This is a genomic window from Streptomyces sp. NPDC008317, from assembly GCF_042955955.1.
Taxonomy (GTDB): Bacteria; Actinomycetota; Actinomycetes; order Streptomycetales; family Streptomycetaceae; genus Actinacidiphila.
In genome coordinates, this window is the sequence record NZ_JBIBFQ010000001.1 from 64,769 (window position 1) to 84,087 (window position 19,319).

At 72.5% G+C, this 19,319-nt stretch carries 18 protein-coding genes and 1 pseudogene; 11 read left to right on the plus strand and 8 right to left on the minus strand.

Translation table 11 applies throughout. The annotated features are described in order from the left end of the window. Positions 1–136: 136 nt before the first annotated feature. From pyrE to ACFY9V_RS00265, 5 genes are all read right to left on the minus strand, one after another. Positions 137–679: an orotate phosphoribosyltransferase gene (gene pyrE / locus ACFY9V_RS00245; protein WP_355346210.1), complete on the minus strand. Its 543-nt coding sequence runs from the start codon at positions 677–679 to the stop codon at positions 137–139. A 29-nt stretch (positions 680–708) separates the two neighbouring features. Beyond that, complete coding sequence (locus ACFY9V_RS00250; RefSeq protein ID WP_355346213.1) at positions 709–1,512, minus strand: aldose 1-epimerase; 804 nt, start codon at positions 1,510–1,512, stop codon at positions 709–711. A gap of 23 nt (positions 1,513–1,535) precedes the next feature. Next, entirely contained in the window at positions 1,536–2,693 is a 1,158-nt protein-coding gene (locus ACFY9V_RS00255; RefSeq protein WP_391158242.1) for a hypothetical protein, read from the minus strand. Positions 2,694–3,011: 318 nt separating this feature from the next. After that, the gene (locus ACFY9V_RS00260) at positions 3,012–4,616 is read right to left on the minus strand and encodes a polyamine aminopropyltransferase (protein WP_391158243.1); all 1,605 of its coding nucleotides are present in this window, start codon (positions 4,614–4,616) and stop codon (positions 3,012–3,014) included. Between the two features lie 288 nt (positions 4,617–4,904). Then, positions 4,905–5,429, minus strand: a complete 525-nt coding sequence (locus tag ACFY9V_RS00265) for a DUF2617 family protein (RefSeq protein WP_355346222.1) — start codon at positions 5,427–5,429, stop codon at positions 4,905–4,907. A 441-nt stretch (positions 5,430–5,870) separates the two neighbouring features. On the opposite strand from ACFY9V_RS00265, the gene ACFY9V_RS00270 reads away from it, so the two are divergent. The 10 genes and pseudogenes from ACFY9V_RS00270 (at position 5,871) to ACFY9V_RS00315 (ending at position 13,549) form a co-directional block, all read left to right on the plus strand. Further along, complete coding sequence (locus ACFY9V_RS00270) at positions 5,871–7,043, plus strand: pyridoxal phosphate-dependent aminotransferase (protein WP_391158245.1); 1,173 nt, start codon at positions 5,871–5,873, stop codon at positions 7,041–7,043. A 324-nt stretch (positions 7,044–7,367) separates the two neighbouring features. Beyond that, positions 7,368–7,628 (plus strand): ribbon-helix-helix protein, CopG family, encoded by a 261-nt coding sequence (locus ACFY9V_RS00275; RefSeq protein ID WP_391158247.1) that lies wholly within the window; start codon positions 7,368–7,370, stop codon positions 7,626–7,628. Then, complete coding sequence (locus ACFY9V_RS00280) at positions 7,625–8,068, plus strand: PIN domain-containing protein (RefSeq protein ID WP_391158249.1); 444 nt, start codon at positions 7,625–7,627, stop codon at positions 8,066–8,068. The genes ACFY9V_RS00275 and ACFY9V_RS00280 overlap by 4 nt, the downstream gene beginning before the upstream one ends. Positions 8,069–8,086: 18 nt before the next feature. Continuing rightward, a pseudogene (locus tag ACFY9V_RS00285) lies at positions 8,087–8,281 on the plus strand (aminotransferase); the annotation flags it as partial. 129 nt (positions 8,282–8,410) lie between these two features. Next, on the plus strand, positions 8,411–9,325 hold the full coding sequence (locus ACFY9V_RS00290) for an ATP-binding cassette domain-containing protein (RefSeq protein ID WP_391158251.1): 915 nt from the start codon (positions 8,411–8,413) through the stop codon (positions 9,323–9,325). Beyond that, complete coding sequence (locus ACFY9V_RS00295; RefSeq protein WP_391158253.1) at positions 9,322–10,326, plus strand: ABC transporter substrate-binding protein; 1,005 nt, start codon at positions 9,322–9,324, stop codon at positions 10,324–10,326. Before ACFY9V_RS00290 ends, ACFY9V_RS00295 begins: the two co-directional genes overlap by 4 nt. Before the next feature lie 20 nt (positions 10,327–10,346). After that, complete coding sequence (locus ACFY9V_RS00300; protein WP_391158255.1) at positions 10,347–12,437, plus strand: Fe(3+)-hydroxamate ABC transporter permease FhuB; 2,091 nt, start codon at positions 10,347–10,349, stop codon at positions 12,435–12,437. 96 nt (positions 12,438–12,533) lie between these two features. Beyond that, positions 12,534–12,800, plus strand: a complete 267-nt coding sequence (locus tag ACFY9V_RS00305) for a type II toxin-antitoxin system prevent-host-death family antitoxin (protein WP_391041576.1) — start codon at positions 12,534–12,536, stop codon at positions 12,798–12,800. A 9-nt stretch (positions 12,801–12,809) separates the two neighbouring features. Continuing rightward, a complete protein-coding gene (locus tag ACFY9V_RS00310; protein WP_355346234.1) occupies positions 12,810–13,070 on the plus strand; it encodes a Txe/YoeB family addiction module toxin in 261 nt (86 codons plus the stop codon). A gap of 101 nt (positions 13,071–13,171) precedes the next feature. Further along, complete coding sequence (locus ACFY9V_RS00315; RefSeq protein WP_355346237.1) at positions 13,172–13,549, plus strand: VOC family protein; 378 nt, start codon at positions 13,172–13,174, stop codon at positions 13,547–13,549. Positions 13,550–13,583: 34 nt separating this feature from the next. On the opposite strand, the gene ACFY9V_RS00320 is transcribed toward ACFY9V_RS00315, so the two are convergent. Beyond that, complete coding sequence (locus ACFY9V_RS00320) at positions 13,584–14,183, minus strand: GNAT family N-acetyltransferase (RefSeq protein ID WP_391158257.1); 600 nt, start codon at positions 14,181–14,183, stop codon at positions 13,584–13,586. Positions 14,184–14,516: 333 nt separating this feature from the next. On the opposite strand from ACFY9V_RS00320, the gene ACFY9V_RS00325 reads away from it, so the two are divergent. Then, a complete protein-coding gene (locus ACFY9V_RS00325) occupies positions 14,517–15,671 on the plus strand; it encodes a hypothetical protein (RefSeq protein WP_355346243.1) in 1,155 nt (384 codons plus the stop codon). A gap of 34 nt (positions 15,672–15,705) precedes the next feature. Here the strand turns inward: ACFY9V_RS00325 and ACFY9V_RS00330 are convergent, their stop codons facing one another. Then, on the minus strand, positions 15,706–16,251 hold the full coding sequence (locus ACFY9V_RS00330) for a YbjN domain-containing protein (RefSeq protein ID WP_355346246.1): 546 nt from the start codon (positions 16,249–16,251) through the stop codon (positions 15,706–15,708). 207 nt (positions 16,252–16,458) lie between these two features. Beyond that, positions 16,459–19,074 (minus strand): ATP-dependent chaperone ClpB, encoded by a 2,616-nt coding sequence (gene clpB, locus ACFY9V_RS00335; RefSeq protein ID WP_355346249.1) that lies wholly within the window; start codon positions 19,072–19,074, stop codon positions 16,459–16,461. Positions 19,075–19,319 lie beyond the last annotated feature (245 nt).

Consider the following 19,319-nt stretch of genomic DNA (forward strand, 5'->3'; position numbering starts at 1 on the left):
CAGCGCCGGTCGAAAGCGCTCAGGACCCGGTCGGGGCAAGCTCGGAGCCCGCTCAGCGCCGACTCAGGACCGACTCAGGACCGCGACACGGCTGCGCGGCTCACGCGGCTCACGCGGCTCAGGCGGCTCACGCGACTCAGGCGAGGCCCAGGTCGTCCAGCGAGTACGCGGCCAGGTACGGCAGTCCCGCGTCCGCGATCGCCCCGGCCGCGCCGCGGTCCACGATGACGGCGACGGCCACCACCTCGCCGCCCGCCTCCCGTACCGCCTCGACCGCGGTCAGCGGCGAACCGCCCGTGGTCGAGGTGTCCTCGACCACCAGCACGCGGCGGCCCTTGACCTCGGTGCCCTCGATACGGCGCTGCAAGCCGTGCGCCTTGTTGGCCTTGCGGACCACGAACGCGTCGAGCCGCTGCCCGCGCGCCGCGGCGGCGTGCAGCATCGAGGTGGCCACCGGGTCGGCGCCGAGCGTCAGCCCGCCCACCGCGTCGAAGTCCAGTTCGGCGGTGAGGTCGAGCATCACCTGTCCGGCGAGCGGCGCGGCCTCGCCGTCCAGGGTGATCCGGCGCAGGTCGACGTAGAAGTCGGCCTCGAGCCCCGAGGAGAGGGTCACCTTGCCGTGCACCACGGCCTTGTCCTTGATCTGCCGCAGCAGCGCGTCTCGCGTCTGGTCACTCATGCCAACCAGTATCCCGGCAGGCCGGGGGCTCAGCCGATCCGGTGCCAGGTCCACTCCGTGCTGATCTCCAGCGGGTCGATCGGGGTGACCAGGCGGGGCAGGGTGTTGAGGCCGTTCGGCGGGCCGGACTGGGGCTCGACGCAGACCGCCTCGGTCGGCTCGGTGTAGACGACCGCCCATTCGGAGGGGCTGGTCACCCGGACCGTCATCTCGCCGGGCCAGGTGAGGGTGATGTCCACGCCGTCGGGCATGCCGAAGCAGTCGTCCCAGGGGCCGGGCCTGGGGTCGACGCGGTTGCCGTTCGGCAGGTGGTTGTCGCCGCGCTCCTCCTGCCAGGCGGCGGTGAAGGCCAGTTCGACGTCCTGGCCGCCCTGGCCGAGGTTGCGCAGCCACCACGGGTGCCAGCCCGCCTGCGCGGGGAAGGAGTCGCCGGACGCGTCGGCCTCGACGCTGAGCGTCAGCTTCACCGAGTGCGGGGCCAACTCGACGGTGTGCGTCACCCGTCCGGGGTACGGCCACGGCTCGGCGAGGTCGAAGTAGTACGCGGCGGTGGTCTCGGTCGCGGGCGCGGCCTCCTGCCAGGCGGTGTGGCGCCCGGTGCCGTGGATGGCGTGCGGGGGCGCGTCGACGGGGAGTTGATGGGTGACACCGCCGTTGCGGAACACCCCGTTCTCCGTACGGCCGCACCACGGCACCATCAGGAAGGCGCCGAATTTGTCTCCCTGGCGCAGGAGTTCGGTCCCGCCGACCTTCAATGAGGCGATCCGGCAGCCGTCGTGGGGCCGCAGGATCAGTTCGGCGTCGCCCGCCGTCAGCTTCGTCTCGTTCGACACGGAACGAGAGTAACCGGGCTGTGTTACCTGCGGCGTCGCAGCACCCGGCCGACGACCACGGCGGACGCGACGAGAGCCGCGGCGGCGGGGGCCGCCCAGCGCAGGGTCGCCGCCGCGGAGGTGGCGTCCGGCGCGGGTACGGGCGCGTAACGTCCGCGCGGCGGCGCGTGGTCGACCTCCTCGGCGCTGCGGCCGATCATCGTGCGGCGGGCGTGCGCGGCCTCGGCGGGCGGCACCAGGTCGTCCAGCGCGGCGGCGCTCTCCGGGACCTCCACCTCGACCTCGACCAGCTCGAAGTCGTCCAGGTCGGACGGCGGGGCGGGCTCGCCGAGGTCGTCCACGACGTCCGCCTCGGGCTCGGCGGGCTCGGCATCCTCATCGGAGTCGGCCTCGGCGGAGTCGGCCTCGTCGAAGTCGGCGGCGGTGTCGGCGGCGGTGTAGGAGGGGTCAGAGGGGTCGGACTCCGTGGTGATCCTGGAGTCCCCGGCGGGCGTGTCGGCGGCGTCCTCCGCGGTGTCATCAGCGGTGTCAGCCGTATCGCCAGCGGTGTCAGCGGCTTCCTTGGCCGCGGCGTCCGCCGCTCCCGCCTCGGCGCCCGGCTCGTCCTGCCGCTCCGACGATTCCGCCCGCTCCGAGGCCGCCCCAGCCTCCACGACCGGCACGATCGTTTCTTCGACGGTCACGTCCGAGGGCGCCGGGTCCGGGGCCGTCTCCTCCTCCGGCGCGTGCGCCGCCAGGTCCGCGGAGAAACGGTCCAGCAGCCGCCGTACCGCCGCTTCCACGACGTCCGGCTCGTACGACGCCAGGCGGCCCTCGGCCTGGGCCGCGCCGCGGAAGATCAGCAGGGCGCCCGGCTCCGGGTGCGTGGCCTCGGCCACGACGATCTCCAGCGTGGCCTTGACCGTGCCCGTACCGCGCACCTCCGTACCGCTCGCCTCCACCGCGAAGGGCGACGAGGCGCCGGTGACGCGGACCGTGCCGCGGTAGGTGATCGTGGAGCCGCCCACGCGCAGGCGGAGGCGGCCCGCGGCGCCCCCTTCCGGCGCGGACCCGTCGGCGCCGTCCGCGGCGCCGGACGCGTCCGGCTGCCAGCCGGGCAGGCTCGCGGTCACGCGCGCGGGGCTGCGCAGGGCGTGGCCGATGCGGGTGGGGCTGACCGGGACGAAGACCTCGTGCTCCATGCGGCGGAGCCTACCCACCGGGACGGTGCCACGCGGCTTCGCGGGCGGAACTTTTTACGGGCATACGTGGCACGCGGCCCGGGCCCGTACGGACGCGCCCGCCGCCGTACACCCGCCGCCGTACACCCGCGGGCCCAGGCCCGTACGGACGCGCCCGCCGCCGTACGCCGCCGCCGTACACCCGCCCCCTTGTGCACACGCCCGGCGCCGTACGCCCGTCCCCCTGTCGACGCGCCCGCCGCCGTACGCCCGCCCCCGCACCCGTACGCGGGCGTCCCGTCCCCTTACGCCACCTGGCGTCCCCGCCGGCCGGCCGTCTCACCGCACCCTCGGGCGCAGCAACGTCGAGGCCGGGAGGGACTCGGTGGGGCGGCCGGTCAGCGGGGCGGCGGCGGCCTTGCGCAGCAGCGCGGGGGTCAGCCACAGGTCAGGCGGGTGGCGGGGCGGGAGGGCGACGGCGGGGGTGGTGAGGCCGGACAGCACGAAGCCCCAGTTCGTGGCGGACGGCGGCACCGAGCCCGACCAGCGGTCCGGCCCCGCCTGCGCCCCGCACGTGCGGCCGGTGATCCAGTACGGCGCCGTCCGCAGCCCCACCGCCCGCAAGGTGGCCTCGATGGTCCAGAAGGTGTGCGTGGAGGCGCTGGGCGTGCCCGCGTGGACGGCGAGCCGCCCGCCGGGGGCCAGCGTGCGCGCGGCGAGCCCGTAGAACTCCTCCGAGTACAGCTTCGCGCTGCGCGAGATCCCCGGGTCCGGCAGGTCGGCGATGATCACGTCGAACGGTCCGCGCCGCTCCTCGCGCAGCCAGTCGAAGGCGTCGGCCGTGACGGCGGTGACGCGCGGGTCGTCGTACGCGTGCCGGTTGAGCGCGGACAGGCCGGGGTCGGTACGGGCGAGGCGGACGAGTTCGTCGTCGAGGTCCACGACGGTGACGGCGCGGACCCCGCTGTAGCGCAGCGTCTCGCGCAGGGCGAGGCCGTCGCCGCCGCCGAGGATGAGGACGCGGCCGTGCGGGCCGTTCATCGCGGGGTGCACCAGGGCCTGGTGGTAACGGAATTCGTCCGTGCCGCAGACCCGTAGCCGTCCGTCCAGGAAGAGTTGGAGCGGGGCTCCGGTCCTGCCGCCGCCGGTGAGGACGATCTCCTGCACGGCGGTCTGTTCCGCGACGCGCACCTGTCCCCCGTACACCGCGTGCCGCGCCGCCGCTTCGAAGGGCCCGGCGGCAGCGGCGGCGGCGCCGAGCACCGCGAGCACGGAGACGTTCGCGGCCAGCAGCCACCAGCGGGTGCGGGCGGACAGGTCGCCGCGGAAGAGCCACAGCACGGTCGCGCCGCCCGCCACCGCGTTGACCACGCCGGTGGCCAGCGCGCCGGTCAACTGCCCGAAGTGCGGCAGGAGAAGGAAAGGGAAGGCGAGGCCGCCGACGAGCGCGCCCACGTAGTCCGCGGCGAAGAGGTCGGCGACGGCGCCGCCCGCGTCCTGCCGCCGGATCCGCTGGACGAGCGTCATCAGCAGCGGCACCTCGGCGCCGATCAGCACGCCGATCGCGAACGCGCAGCCGATCATGGCCAGTCGGGCCTGTCCCGCCCACGCGAAGCAGGCGTAGAGCGCCATCACCGACAGCCCGCCGACCAGCGCGAGCGCCGTTTCGACGGCGGCGAAACCGGCCGCGGCCCGTATCCGCAGCCGCTTGGCGAGCAGCGAGCCGCAGCCCATCGCGAAGACCATCACGGAGAGGATGACCGACGCCTGGGTGACGGAGTCGCCGACCAAGTAGGAGGCGAGCGCGACGAGTTCGAGCTCGTAGACCAGGCCGCAGGCGGCGCAGACGAAGACGGCGGCCAGGACCAGCGCGCGTGCGGCGCCCGCGGCCACGGGAAGCCGCAGGTCGAGTGGTGCCGCGGTGCGGCCTGGCTGGTCGATCATGAGTGCACGCTATGTCAGTCCGGTGGCGGCACAAGTCACCCACAGGGGTGTAATCAGGGGCGGTTGACGGCGCTTTCGCGGACCGCACCGGCGCACGGGGGTACGGGTGCGGCGCACGGTGTGGACGTATGTACCGTCGGCCGTACGGGCGTTCGTCCGCCGGTGCGTACGGAGGCTCGGTTCGCGTGCCGGACCGCCCGCGCGCGGGTGCCGCCGACGTACGTCCGTACCGCACGGGTCGGGAGGCGCGGCTCCGCACGGACCGGCGCCGTACGCCCCAACACCCCTTCAAGGAAGGGCGTTCACCCGGGTCCTGGTGGTCACCAGCCGTCCCTCCTGCGGGTACGCGTGCCAGGTGCGCCACCGCACGCTGCCCTCCGCGCACTGCACGAGCATCGCGGTGAAGGCGTGCGGGTCGCCGGGGAAGGTGCCCGCGAGGCCGTTGGGGTGGTCGGCGACCAGGGCGAGCAACTCCTGCGCGCGGCCCGCGAAGGAGCCCTGCGACAGCGTCTCGATCCGGGCCGCGAACTCGTAGTCCCAGCCGCCGACCCTGCGTGCCACGCCGAACGGCAGCGGCGCCTGGCTGCCCGGCATGCACGCGACGGTCTCCGAACACCCGCCGTCACGACCGGTGTCGACCAGTACCTGGTGCGACGCGCCGAGCAGCCGCATCTGGACCTTGGCCCGCAGCCCGCGCGTGTCGCCGACTTCGAGGTCGAGCACGGCGAGCGCGGGCAGCGGGTCCTTCCCGAGACACCACGCGAGGTCTCCGGCACGGGTGTCGGTGTAGGCGGTCTGGAGGGTGGTGAGCATGGGTCGGCTCCGCAAGCACGCAGTGGATGATGGGCCGACCCGCGTCTGACGGAGAGACGCGGCGGCTCGGTGCCCACGTGGGGTCCGGTAGATCCGAGAGCTACGGAATCATGAAACTCGCGCCGTCCTCAGCGTTTTTACCCATCTGTGCGTACTTTCCATCCCTTGGAGCGCTTAAGGGCTCACGTGTTCACTACGTCGTTCCCACACCGCTTCCGGGCGCGCCCGGCGCACACCCCCGGCGGCGGACGCCGTACGGTACGGAACCCGGGACGCGTCCCGGTACGGTCCCCGTACGGTTCCGACGGAGAGTGGGTGCGGGAAATGGGCGGGCGGGAAGCGGGCGGGCGGGGAGCAGACGGGCGGGGAGCAGGCGGGCGGGAAACGGGCGGGCGGGAAATGGCCGGGCTGGAAGCGGGCGGGCTGGAAGCAGGCGGGCGCATGCGGGACAGGCCGCTGCTGAACCGCCGCCTCGACGGCCTCGGTACGACGATCTTCGCCGAGATGTCGGCGCTGGCCCTCTCGACCGGCGCGATCAACCTCGGCCAGGGCTTTCCCGACACCGACGGTCCCGAGTCCGTACGGGAGGCGGCCGTCCGCGCCCTGCGCGACGGCCGCGGCAACCAGTACCCGCCGGGCCCCGGCGTCCCCGAGCTGCGGCGCGCCGTCGCTGACCACCAACGCCGTTTCTACGGGCTCGACTTCGACCCCGACACCGAGGTCCTGGTCACCGCGGGCGCCACCGAGGCCATCGCCGCCGCGATGCTCGCCCTGCTCGAACCGGGCGACGAGGTCATCGCGTTCGAGCCGTTCTACGACTCCTACGCCGCCTGCATCGCCATGGCGGGCGCCGTCCGCGTCCCCCTGACCCTGCGCGCCCCCGACTTCCGCCCCGACCTCGACGCGCTACGGGCGGCCGTCACGCCTCGTACGCGGCTGCTCCTCCTCAACTCCCCGCACAACCCGACGGGCATGGTCCTCACCCCCGCCGAACTCACCGAGATCGCCGCCTTCGCCGTCGACCACGACCTCCTCGTGGTCACCGACGAGGTCTACGAACACCTCGTCTTCGACGGCGTCCACACCCCCCTGATCTCCCTCCCCGGCATGCGCGACCGCACGGTCTCCCTCTCCTCAGCAGGAAAGACCTTCTCCTTCACCGGCTGGAAGGTCGGCTGGGTGACGGGGTCGCGGGAGCTGGTGGCCGCCGTCCGCACCACCAAGCAATTCCTCACCTACGTCGCCTCCGGGCCCTTCCAGTACGCCGTCGCCGAGGCCCTCGCCCTGCCCGACGCCTACTACGCCGACTTCGCCGCCGACCTCCGCGCCAAGCGCGACCTGCTGGCGGCGGGCCTGCGCGACGCCGGCTTCCGGACCTACGACCCCCAGGGCACGTACTTCATCACCACCGACATCACCGAACTCGCCCCCGGCACCGACGCCCTGACCTTCTGCCGCGCCCTCCCCGAACGCTGCGGCGTCGTCGCCGTCCCCAACTCCGTCTTCTACGACCACCCCACCGCCGGCCGCACACAGGTCCGCTTCGCTTTCTGCAAACGCCCCGAAGTCCTCCGCGACGCCGCCGACCGCCTCCGCACGGCATTCAACGGCTGAGAGCCGCCCCATTGGCCGTACCTGCCAGGAGCCGCAGCCCATCGAAGAACAGGCACGTGATTGCGCCGTGCAGTGCCATGTGACTGACCCGTTCCCGGGCGGCGTGCCCACGAGGTCCGCCGCTCCGCGGCCACCAGCGGCCCGTCCCGCAGCCCGGGTATGTGTTCCCGCCCGGGTGGAACCTCCTCCAGCACGTGCCAGGGCACCCCGGCCCCCAGTCATCCATGGCCCGGAGGCCAGGGGACGCGTTTCGCAGCCAGGCGCTGCTTAGCTGTGCCGCCATACGACGTGCACCATTCGTGGTACATGGACTACTCTTGGTACATGACTATGAAGCGCACCAACGTCTACGCCGACCCGGAAGATCTGGCGATCATCAAGGAAGCCGCCGCCCGGCGCGGGGTCAGTGAAGCCGAGATCATCCGGCAGGGCATCCACCTCGCCGCCATGGCGAACCGCGTCTGGGACGAACCGCTTTTCTCCCGCACCTTTGAAGGTTCGGGGCGTACTCCTTCCAAGGACGACGTCCGCAACGCGGTCGCCGACGGCGTCCGGCGCGAGGGCAACTCCGAGGTCACGGCGTGATCATCGTCGTCGCCGACATATCGGGCCTGCTGGCCGCGCTCGACTCCACGCACCCGGAACACCAGGGGGCCAACGAGGCGATCATGGCTGCCGGACTCCTCGTGATGTCCCCACTGCTGCTCGCCGAGATCGATCATGTCGCGACCCGCGAGCTGGGACGGGAAGCGGCTGTCAGCGCGATCGACGACATCCGGCGGTGGATGCGGACAAGCCGGATCGTCGTGCCGGAAATCACCGAGGCTCACCTCTCAGCCGCACAAGCGCTGCGCGCCCGGTATGCCGCGCTCAGCCTCGATCTCGCCGACGCCGTGAACATCGCACTTGCTGCTGAGTACGACACAGACGCCGTTCTCACGCTCGGCCGTCGGGACTTCCGTGCCGTCCGCCCATTGAGCCGGCACAAATCCTTCCGCGTCCTGCCCGACGACCTACCGCTGTAATGAGTGCGTGAAAACGGCGTGGCCTGGGTGACGGGGTCGCGGGAGCTGGTGGCCGCCGTCCGCACGACGAAGCAATTCCTCACCTACGTCGCCTCCGGGCCCTTCCAGTACGCCGTCCCCGAGGCCCTCGCCCTGCCCGACGCCTACTACGCCGACTTCGCCGCCGACCTCCGCGCCAAGCGCGACCTGCTGGCGGCGGGCCTGCGCGACGCCGCCGACCGCCTCCGCACGGCATTCAACGGCTGAGGGTCCCGGAGGGGCAGAGGTGACCCCGGCGGGAAGGGGGGATTAGGTTAGGCTAACCTAAGCGATGTGAGAGCTGGGGAGAGTGCTGGCGGCGGGATGCCCTCGCGAGGGCATGAGTTGGCGGCCACAGGGATGACGGTCGCGTACGACCGGGTGGATGTCGTGCATGACGCCGCCGTGGCGCTGCGGCCGGGCGAGGTGACGGCGCTGGTGGGGCCGAACGGCAGTGGGAAGTCGACGCTGCTGCGGACGCTGGCGCGGTTGCAGCGGGCCCGGGAGGGCGCGTTGACGCTGGACGCGGGGACGGACGGATTCCAGCTCACGTCACGGGAGTTCGCGCGGCAGGTGGCGCTGCTGACCCAGGGGCGGCCGACGCCGAGCGGGCTGAGCGTGCGGGATGTCGTGGAGTTCGGCCGGTATCCGCACCGGGGGCGCTGGGGGCGGCCGGACCCCGGCGGGACCGGCGCGGTGGAGCGGGCGCTGACGCTGACCGGGGTCGAGCACCTGGCCGCGCGGGGCGTCGAGCACCTGTCGGGGGGACAGCTCCAGCGGGTCTGGCTCGCGAGCTGCCTCGCGCAGGAGACCGGCGTGCTGCTGCTCGACGAGCCGACGACGTATCTCGACCTGCGGTACCAGATCGAACTGCTCGACCTGATCCGCGACCTCGCCGACGACCACGGGATCGCGGTCGGCGTCGTCCTGCACGACCTCGACCAGGCCGCGGCCGTCGCCGACCGCGTCGCGCTGCTCCACGACGGCCGGATCGTCGCCGACGGCCTCCCCGAGGACGTCCTGACCCCCGAACGCCTCACCGAGGTCTACGGCATCCGGGTCGACGTCGACACCGACCCCTCGACCGGCCGGCTGCGGACCCGTGCCGTCGGCCGCCACCACAGCAGAAGCCAGACCGAGAACCGGACCACAAACGACCGGACTACAAGCGACCGGAACACAAACGACCCGACCACAAGCGACCGGACCAGAAGCGAAAGGCTCCACCCCACCTCATGAGACGCCTCCCCGTACCCGCCGCCGCAGCCACCGTCGCCGCCGTCGCGGCCCTCGCCCTGACCGGATGCGGAACGACGCACTCCGCCGCCGACGAGTCGGTCAAGTCCACGGACTCCGCCTCCGCTTCGGCCCCGGGGCCGATCACCCTCACCGACGCCAGCGGTACGGAGGTACGCCTCGACGCGCCCGCCACCAAGGTGATCGGCACCGAGTGGAACGTCGTCGAGGACCTGGTCGCGCTCGGCGTCGACCCGGTCGGCGTCGCCGATGTGAAGGGGTACACGGACTGGGACAAGGCCGCCCCGCTGAAGAACTCCCCCAAGGACATCGGCACCCGCGGCGAGCCGAGCATGGACACGATCGCGGCCCTGTCGCCCGACCTCATCGTCGCGACCACCGACCTCACCTCGTCCGCCGTGACCCAACTGCGGAAGATCGCCCCCGTCCTCCAGATCAGGTCCGCCGACTCCACCGACCAGATCGGCCTGATGACGAAGTCCCTCGACCTCATCGCGCAGGCGACCGGTACCACGCAGAAGGCGGCCGAGGTCAAGCAGGCGTTCGACGCGAAGCTCGCGGAGGGCAAGAAGGCTCTCGCGGACGCCGGTCTCGCCGGGACCCCGTACGCCTTCGGGGACGGGTACGTGCAGGCCAACCAGGTCTCGATACGCCCGTTCACCAGCGGCTCCCTGATCGGGAACGTCAACGAGCGGATCGGCCTCACGAACGCCTGGAAGGTCAAGGGCGACAAGGACTACGGCCTGGCCACCACCGACGTCGAGGGCCTCACCGGGCTCGGCGACATCCGCTTCACCTACATCGCGAACGCCTCCGACGGCGACCCCTTCGCCGACACCCTCGCCAAGAACGCCGTGTGGAAGTCGCTGCCCTTCGTCAAGGCGGGCCACGTGAGCCGACTGCCCGACGGCGTCTGGATGTTCGGCGGTCCCGCGTCGATGGAGGCGTACGTGGACGCCGTCGTCGCCGCCCTCACGAAGTAGCGAAAGGGCGAAGCAGCGCCGTGAGCGTCACGACTCCCCCGCGCACCACCGAGCCCGCGGCCGACGCACGGACGGCCGCGCCCGCCCAGGGCGCGGCCGCGGTGACGGCCGGACTGGTCCTCGTCCTCGTCCTCGCGGTCGCCGTCCTCGCCGTCGTCGACATCACGCAGGGCACCGCCGACGTCGGCGCGGGCGAGGTGTGGAAGGCGCTGACCGGACGCGCGGAGCACGGCGACGCCTCCGTGGTCATCGCCTCGCGGCTGCCGCGCATGGTCGCGGGCCTCGTCGTCGGCGTCGCGCTCGGCGCGGCCGGCGCCGCGCTCCAGGCGGTCAGCCGGAACGTACTCGCCGCGCCCGACACGCTCGCGGTCAACGCGGGCTCGTACCTGGCGCTCGGCATCCTCACCGTCACCGGCGCCTCGCTGCCGCTGCTCGCCTCCTCGGGCGTCGCGTTCGTCGGCGGTCTCGCGGCGGCGGCGCTGGTGCTCGCGCTGTCCGGGCTCGGGGCCGGGACCGTACGGCTGGTGCTGGCGGGCAGCGCCCTCGCGCTCGGCCTCGGCTCGGTCACCGACGCGCTGCTCCTGCTCTTCCCCGAGCAGACCAACGGCCTCTACCAGTGGAGCCAGGGCAGCATCAGCCAGAACGGCTTCGACGGCGTGAACCAGATGGCGCCGATCGCCCTGCTCGCCCTGCTCGGGCTGCTGCTGGCCGGCCGCCGCATCGACGCGCTCGCGCTCGGCGACGACGCGGCCCGCGGGCTCGGCGTGCCGGTCCTGGGCACCCGCGTCACGGTCGTCCTGCTCACGACGCTGCTGTCCGCGGCGGCGGTGACGCTGGCCGGGCCGATCGGCTTCGTCGGCCTGTGCGCGCCCGCGCTCGTCCGCCCGCTGGCCCGGCGGTTCCGCGGTCTGGTCAGGGCGCGGGCGGCCGTTCCGGTCGCCGGGCTCGCCGGCGCGGCGCTGGTCCTCGGCTCCGACGTGCTGCTGCGGGCCACGGTCGGCGCCGAGTCGGCGGTCGCCGTGCCCACCGGGGTCATCACGAGCGTCGCGGGCTCCGTCTTCCTCGTCGTGATCGCGCTGCGCACCCGCGGCTCCGGCGCGTCCGCCGCGCCGGACCGGCTGCGTATCCCCAGCCGGGCGGCGTTCGTCGCCGTCCTGGCCGTACTCGTGGCCGTGTTCGTCGCCGCGGCCGTCGCGGCGGTGCTTCTCGGCGACACCAAGCTGCTGCTCGGCGACGTCGTGAACTGGGCGCAGGGCAGGGCCGACCACGTCGTCACCTTCGTCCTCGACACCCGCGTGCCCCGCGTGCTGGCCGCGCTCCTGGCGGGCGCCGCGCTCGCCCTGTCCGGGACGCTCGTCCAGGCCGTCACCCGCAATCCGCTCGCCGAGCCCGGCATCCTCGGCGTCTCGGGCGGCGCCGGTCTCGGCGCCGTGCTGCTGGTCACCACCGTGCCGACCGCCGGATCGTGGAGCGTGGCGGGCGCGGCCTTCGCGGGCGCGGCGGCCACCGCCGCGGTCGTCTTCGGGCTCTGTGCCCGGGGCGGTTTCCAGCAGAACCGGCTCGTCCTGGTCGGCGTCGGCGCCGCCGCCGGGACCTCGGCCCTGATCAGCCTGCTCATCGTCCTCACCGACCCGTTCAACGCGACGAAGGCGCTGATCTGGCTGTCCGGTTCGACGTACGGCAGGACCATGCCCGATGTGCTGCCGGTCGCGGCCGTCCTCGTCGTCGGCGCCGCCGTGGCCTTCTCCCGCCGCGCCGAACTCGACCTCGTCTCGCTCGACGACGACACCCCGCGCCTGCTCGGCCTCGCCCTCGGGCCGACCCGCCTCGGCCTGCTCGGCGTCAGCGTCCTGCTCAGCGCCACCGCGGTCGCCGCCGCGGGCACGATCGGCTTCGTCGGCCTCGTCGCCCCGCACGCCGCCCGCGCCCTCGTCGGCCGCCGCCACATCCGCGTCATCCCCGTCGCCGTCCTCCTCGGCGCCACCCTCGTCTCCGTCGCCGACCTCCTCGGCCGCACGGTCATCGCGCCCGCCCAGCTCGGCGCGGGCCTGATGACAGCGGTCATCGGGGCGCCGTACTTCGTGTATCTGCTGGTCAGGACGCGGCGGTGACACGGTCACGACGGTGACAGTCGCGCCGGGCGCTCCGGCGCTTGTCACACCCCAGGAGATCGACGTACAATTTCCTGTACGTAAAGGAGGCCGACTATGAAGACCATGACGTACTCGGAGTCGCGCGCGCGGTACGCCGAAGTGCTCAACTCCGTCAACGACGACCGCGAAGAGGTCGTCATCACCCGGGCCGGACACGACCCGGTCGTCATCGTCTCCCTCGAGGACTACGAGTCCCTGAAGGAGACGGCCTACCTGCTGCGCAGCCCGGCGAATGCCCGGCGCCTCCTCGCGTCCATCGACGAGTTGGAGAACGGCGGCGGCACGGTACGCGAACTCGTGACGGACACGACGGACGAATAAGGGCCGCACGTGAAGATCACCTTCTCCTCCCGCGCCTGGGAGGACTACCTGTGGTGGCAGCTTCAGGACCGGAAGATCCTCAAGCGCATCAACACCCTCATCGCGGATATCGCCCGGAACGGGAACGAGGGGATCGGCAAACCGGAACCCCTCAAGCACGGATTCCAGGGCTACTGGTCACGCCGCGTCAATGACGAGCACCGCCTGATCTACCGCGTCACCGAGGACAGCGTCCTGATCGCACAGTGCCGGTACCACTACGAGAGCTGACCTCGAGGACCGACAGGACGGACCGATTCCTGGGAGCGATGAGTTTTCCGTGCCCCGGCGGTCGTAGGGGGAGGTGTACCTACGAGGAACAGGGAGCGGTCATGTTCGGACAGACGCAGGCGTTCAGCGGATTCTCGGTGGACGACGTGGAAGCGGCGAGGAAGTTCTACGGGGAGACGCTCGGAATCCGGGTGTCCGAGGCGAACGGGCTGCTGACGCTGCACCTCGCGGGGGACCGCAATGTGCTGGTGTACCCGAAGGGGGCGGACCACCGGCCCGCCACGTTCACGATTCTCAACTTCCCCGTGCCGGACATCGACGCGGCCGTGGACGAGCTGGGCCGCCGGGGCGTGCGGTTCGAGCGGTACGAGGGGATGCCGACGGACGAGAAGGGGATCTTCCGCGGCGGCGGCCCGCTGATCGCGTGGTTCACCGACCCGGCCGGGAACGTGTTGTCCGTGCTGGAGCAGGACGCGTAGGGCCCGACGGCCTCACGCGGGCGGCACGACCGCCTCACGCGGGCGGCACGACCGCGTCCGTCGCGAGGCGCGCGTGCAGATGGGAGTCGTGGCGCGCGCCCGCCGGGTCGAGGAAGAAGGCCCGCATCAGGCCCTCCTCACGGAAGCCCGCGCGGGCCGCGACCCGGCAGGAGCCGGGGTTGGCCAGCGAGTGGTCGAGGCTGATGCGGTACACGCCGAGGCCGCCCGCGGCGGGGACGGCGAAGGCCCAGCCGGCGGCGGCGTGCAGGGCGCGGGCGGCGACGCCGCGGCCACGGGCGGCCGGGGTGACCCAGTACGCGGCCTCGGCCTGCCCGGGGACGCGGTGGACGTCGCGGATGGTGACGTAGCCGAGCAGGTCGTCCGAGGCGGCGTCGGTGACGGCGAGCGCGGCCGAACCGTTCTGCCAGGAGACCAGCCGCGGCGCCAGCCATATGGCGGCGCGGTCCGCGACCGGCGCGGCGTTGACGGCCAGGCCACCGGCCCAGCGCAGGATCTCCGGGTCCTCCATGGCGCGGGCGACGGCGGGCTCGTCGGACTCGGCGAAGGGGCGCAGACGCAGGTCACCTGCGGTGAGCTCGTGCGGGGTGAGGCTGCGGGCGAATGCGGAAGTCATGTCCGCACCCTAAGCCGGGGGCCGGGGCGGCCCGACGATCACCCGGCGACGGCCCAAGGCGGTCGCCCCGGGACCGCTCGGCGACGGTCAGGTCGGCACCCACCGGCTCCCCAGCAACCGCCCATGCCGGTCACCCGCCACCACCCGGCGACCGCCCACGCCGGTCACCCCGCCACCACCCGGTGACCGCAAAAGCGACCCCCCGGCACCCCCGACCCTGGGTGAACGTGCGTCCTCCTCGGGCGTGTCAGACCCGGACCACGGGGCGCGGAGCGCGATAGTCGGTTTGTCCGACTAAGAGAAGTTCGTGAGCCCCCCGAGGAGCCAGGTCCATTGGTCGTCGTCGAACCGGTGACGTCGTCGCCGAAAGCACTGGCCGTGCGGGCGGCGACGGGGGCCGGCCCCGCGGTGGCGGGCTTCGTCGTGGCCCGGATGGCGGGCCTGGTGGTGCTGACGTTGTGGGCGCACCGCACCCACCGCCACCCGCGCGATCTGCTCGGCCTGAGCTGGGACGGCCTCTGGTACCACCGGATCGCGGAGTGGGGCTACGGCACCTTCATCCCGGCCTGGGAGGCGCCGGGCCTGCGGTACGACGATCTGGCCTTCTTCCCGCTCTACCCGATGACGGTGCGCGCCGCCGACGCGGTGCTCCCGGTCGGCTCGGTGGCGTGCGCGCTGCTTGTGGCGTGGGCGGGCGCGGTGGCCGCCGCGTGGGGGATCTACGCGGTGACCGAGCACCGCTACGGCCGCAGGACGGCGACCGCGCTGGTCCTCGTATGGGGGCTGCTGCCGCACTCGGTGGTGCTGTCGATGGCGTACACCGAGTCGCTGATGACGGCCTTCGCCGCCTGGGCGCTGTACGCGGCCGTCACGCGCCGCTGGCTGACCGCCGGGCTGCTGGCCGTACTCGCCGGGCTGACCCGGCCGAACGCCGTCGCCGTGGCCGCCGCCGTCTCGATCGCGGCCCTCGCCCACTGCCGCAGGGACCCGCGCGACTGGCGGGCCTGGGCCGCGGCCGTCGCCGCGCCGCTCGGCTGGTGCGGCTACCTCGGGTGGGTGGGCCTGCGGACCGGGGCCGTCCGCGGCTACTTCGACGTGCAGACCCGCTGGGGCTCGCGGTTCGACTTCGGCCACTACGCGCTGCACTACGTCAAGCACATGGTGCTCGAACCCGAGACGCTCTCCGCCTACATGGCGACGGCGGTGTGCGCGGCGGCGGCCGTCCTGCTCGTACTGGCGCTGCTGGACCGGATGCCGCTGCCGCTGCTGGTGTACGCGGCGGTGCTGGTGGTGATCGCGCTGGGCGGCGCGGGCTTCTTCTCCTGCAAGCCGCGCTTCCTGCTGCCCGCCTTCCCGCTGCTGGTGCCGTGCGCGGCGGCGCTCGCGAAAGCCCGGCCGCGCACCGCCGCCGTGACGGTGGCGGCGCTGGCCGGGATCTCACTCGGCTACGGGACGTACCTGCTGACGGTCGTGCCCGTGCCCCTCTAACGGACCCGTGCCCCTCCGAAGCGAGGGGACCGCGTCAGTCGTCGCTGCCGCCGTCACCCTCGGCGCCGCCGTCCGTACCGCCCTCGACGTCCTTCTCCAGGCCGAGCGTCTCGCCGACCCACTTGTCGAATTCGATGGACGCGCGCACCCAGCTCACCGTGCTGGACACGAAGTGCTCGAGGCCGACGCCGAGGCCGATCAGGAGCTGGGCCTCGCCGATCAGACGGACGGAGCCGTCGTCGTGCGTGTGCGTGTAGACCTTGGGCCACAGGGTGCGGCGGTTCCAGTCGTCGATGACCTCGTGGAGCTGAGGCTTGTCGTCGACCGAGTACGCGTGGTCGTAGAAGGTCCGGACGGCGAAGACCGCCTGCTCACCCTCGCCGCGGAACATGAAGTACGTGCGGAATTCCTCCCACGGCGCGGCGAGGTCGCCCTCCTCGTCGACGAGGTACTTCAGCTCCATCTGTTCGAGCAACTGCTTGACCAGTTCCTGGTCAGGGATGACCACGCTGCCGGCGGGTCCGTTCGGCTCGGGGTCCTGGCCCCCGAAATTGGGGATCGAGGACGGGTCGATGCTCACGGTGAAGGTTCCCTTCGAGACGTTTCTCCTCCATCCTCCCCCATTCCCGCCGGGCGGTGGCAACCCCCGGCGATACGCGTTGGGCGTACCGCCGGGGGCCCGCCGGTGAAAGGCGTCACCGCCCGCCCGCGAAGGGGGTCACCACCCGCCCCCGAAGGGCGTCACCACCTGCCCCCGAAGGCCGTCACCACCTGCCCGTCGGGCACCTCATTTGCTGAGGTCGGGCCCCGTCGTCGGCCCCACGATCAGGCCGTCGGCCGCCCGGTCCACCCGTACGTTCTGCCCGTCGATCACCTCGCCCGACAGGATCGCGCGGGCCAGCGGGTCGCCGATCGCGGTCTGCACGAGGCGGCGCAGCGGCCGGGCGCCGTACGCCGGGTCGTTGCCCTCCTCGGCGAGCCAGTCGAGGGCGCCGTCGGTGACTTCGAGGGTGAGGCGGCGGTCGCGCAGCCGGTCCGCGAGCCGGTCGGTCTGGAGCCGGGCGATCTGCCGCAGCTCGGTCGGGTCGAGCGCGGAGAAGACCACGGTGTCGTCCAGCCGGTTCAGGAACTCCGGCTTGAAGGACGCGCGGACCGTCTCCAGCACCCGCTCCTTCTTCTGCGCCGGGTCCAGCGCCGGGTCGACCAGGTAGTGGCTGCCCAGGTTGGAGGTGAGGATCAAGATGACGTTGCGGAAGTCGACCGTACGGCCCTGCCCGTCGGTCAGCCGTCCGTCGTCCAGCACCTGGAGCAGGATGTCGAAGACCTCGGGGTGCGCCTTCTCCACCTCGTCCAGCAGCACGACGCTGTACGGGCGGCGCCGTACCGCCTCGGTGAGCTGGCCGCCCTCCTCGTACCCGACGTAGCCGGGAGGCGCGCCGACCAGCCGGGCGACCGAGTGCTTCTCGCCGTACTCGCTCATGTCGATCCGGACCATGGCCCGCTCGTCGTCGAAGAGGAAGTCGGCGAGCGCCTTGGCCAGCTCGGTCTTGCCGACGCCGGTGGGGCCGAGGAAGAGGAAGGAGCCGGTGGGGCGGTCGGGGTCGGCGATGCCGGAGCGCGAGCGGCGTACGGCGTCGGAGACGGCGCGTACGGCCTCGGTCTGGCCGATCAGCCGCTTGCCCAGCTCCTCCTCCATGCGCAGCAGCTTCTGCGTCTCGCCCTCCAGCAGGCGGCCCGCGGGGATGCCGGTCCAGGCGGCGACGACGTCGGCGATGTCGTCGGGGCCGACCTCCTCCTTGACCATGTTCGTCGAGGGACCCTGGGCCGCGGCCTCTTCCTCCTCCCTGGTGGCCTCCTCCAGCTCGGCCTCCAGCTTGGGCTTCTCGGCGTAGAGCAGCTTGGACGCGGTCTCGAAGTCGCCGTCGCGCTGGGCGCGTTCGATCCGCGTACCGATGTCGTCCAGCCGCTCCTTCAGCTCACCGACCCGGTTGAGGCCCTGCTTCTCCTTCTCCCAGCGCGCGTTGAGCCCGCGCAGCTCCTCCTCGCGGTCGGCGAGGTCCTTGCGGAGCTTTTCCAGCCGCTGTACGGAGCCGGGGTCGGTCTCGTTCTTGAGCGCCATCTCCTCCATGCGCAGCCGGTCCACGGCCCGCTGGAGCTCGTCGATCTCGACCGGCGAGGAGTCGATCTCCATGCGCAGCCGGGACGCGGCCTCGTCCACCAGGTCGATGGCCTTGTCGGGCAGGAAGCGGGAGGTGATGTAGCGGTCGGAGAGGGTGGCGGCGGCGACCAGCGCGGAGTCGGCGATCTGCACCTTGTGGTGCGCCTCGTAGCGGCCCTTGAGGCCGCGCAGGATCGCCACGGTGTCCTCGACGGACGGCTCGGCGACCAGCACCTGCTGGAAGCGGCGCTCCAGCGCCGGGTCCTTCTCGATCCGCTCGCGGTACTCGTCCAGCGTCGTCGCGCCGACCATCCGCAGCTCGCCGCGGGCCAGCATCGGCTTGAGCATGTTGCCCGCGTCCATGGCGGAGTCGCCGCCCGCGCCCGCGCCGACGACGGTGTGCAGCTCGTCGATGAAGGTGATGACCTGGCCGTCGCTGTCCTTGATCTCGGCCAGGACGGACTTCAGCCGCTCCTCGAACTCGCCGCGGTACTTCGCGCCCGCGACCATCGCGCCGAGGTCGAGCGAGACCAGCCGCTTGTCGCGCAACGACTCGGGCACGTCGCCCTTGACGATCCGCTGGGCCAGGCCCTCGACGACGGCGGTCTTGCCGACGCCGGGCTCGCCGATCAGCACCGGATTGTTCTTCGTACGGCGGGACAGCACCTGGACGACGCGGCGGATCTCCTGATCACGGCCGATCACCGGGTCGAGCTTGCCCTCGCGGGCGGCGGCGGTGAAGTCGGTGCCGTACTTCTCCAGGGCCTTGTACGTGCCCTCGGGGTCCTGGGTGGTCACGCGCTGCCCTCCGCGGGCGGTCTCGAAGGCGTCGAGCAGGCTCTTGGCCTTGGCGCCCTGGGCGGCGAGCAGCTCGCCGGCAGGTCCGCCCTTGACGGCGGTCCCGATCAGCAGGTGCTCGGTGGACAAGTAGGCGTCGCCCAGCTCCTTGGCGCGTTGCGAGGCGTCCGCGATGACGGCCAGCAGGTCGCGGTTGGCCTGCGGGGGCGCGACGGTGGAGCCCTGCACCTTCGGCAGAGCCGCGACCAGCCGCTCCGCGCCCGCCCGCAGCGTATCGGGGTCGGCGCCGGTGGCGGCCAGCAGGTCGAGGATGTTCTCGTTGTCCGTGCCGCTCAACAGGGCGAGCAGCAGATGCGCGGGCGTCAGGTCCGGGTTGCCCTCGGAGACGGCCCGGGTGTTGGCGGCGTTCAGCGCTTCCCGGCTCTTGTTGGTCAGCTCGGCGTCCACTGGCGTCGGCTCCTCCTCTTGATCGACGTGTCCGATGCTCCGATGCGATCGGCGTAAACCTGCCTTGAGCAACATGAGGCAAGTTGAGTCTATTCCACTCAAGGTGACTTTGGGGCGACTTCGGGAACGGCCACACGGAGACGTCGGGAACGGGGCGGAGAGTCCGTGCGCCGGACCCCGCGGCGAGCAGATGTGTTTTTGTATGAACGTTGAGTAAATCCCGGCGGCGGTGCGACAATGCCTGC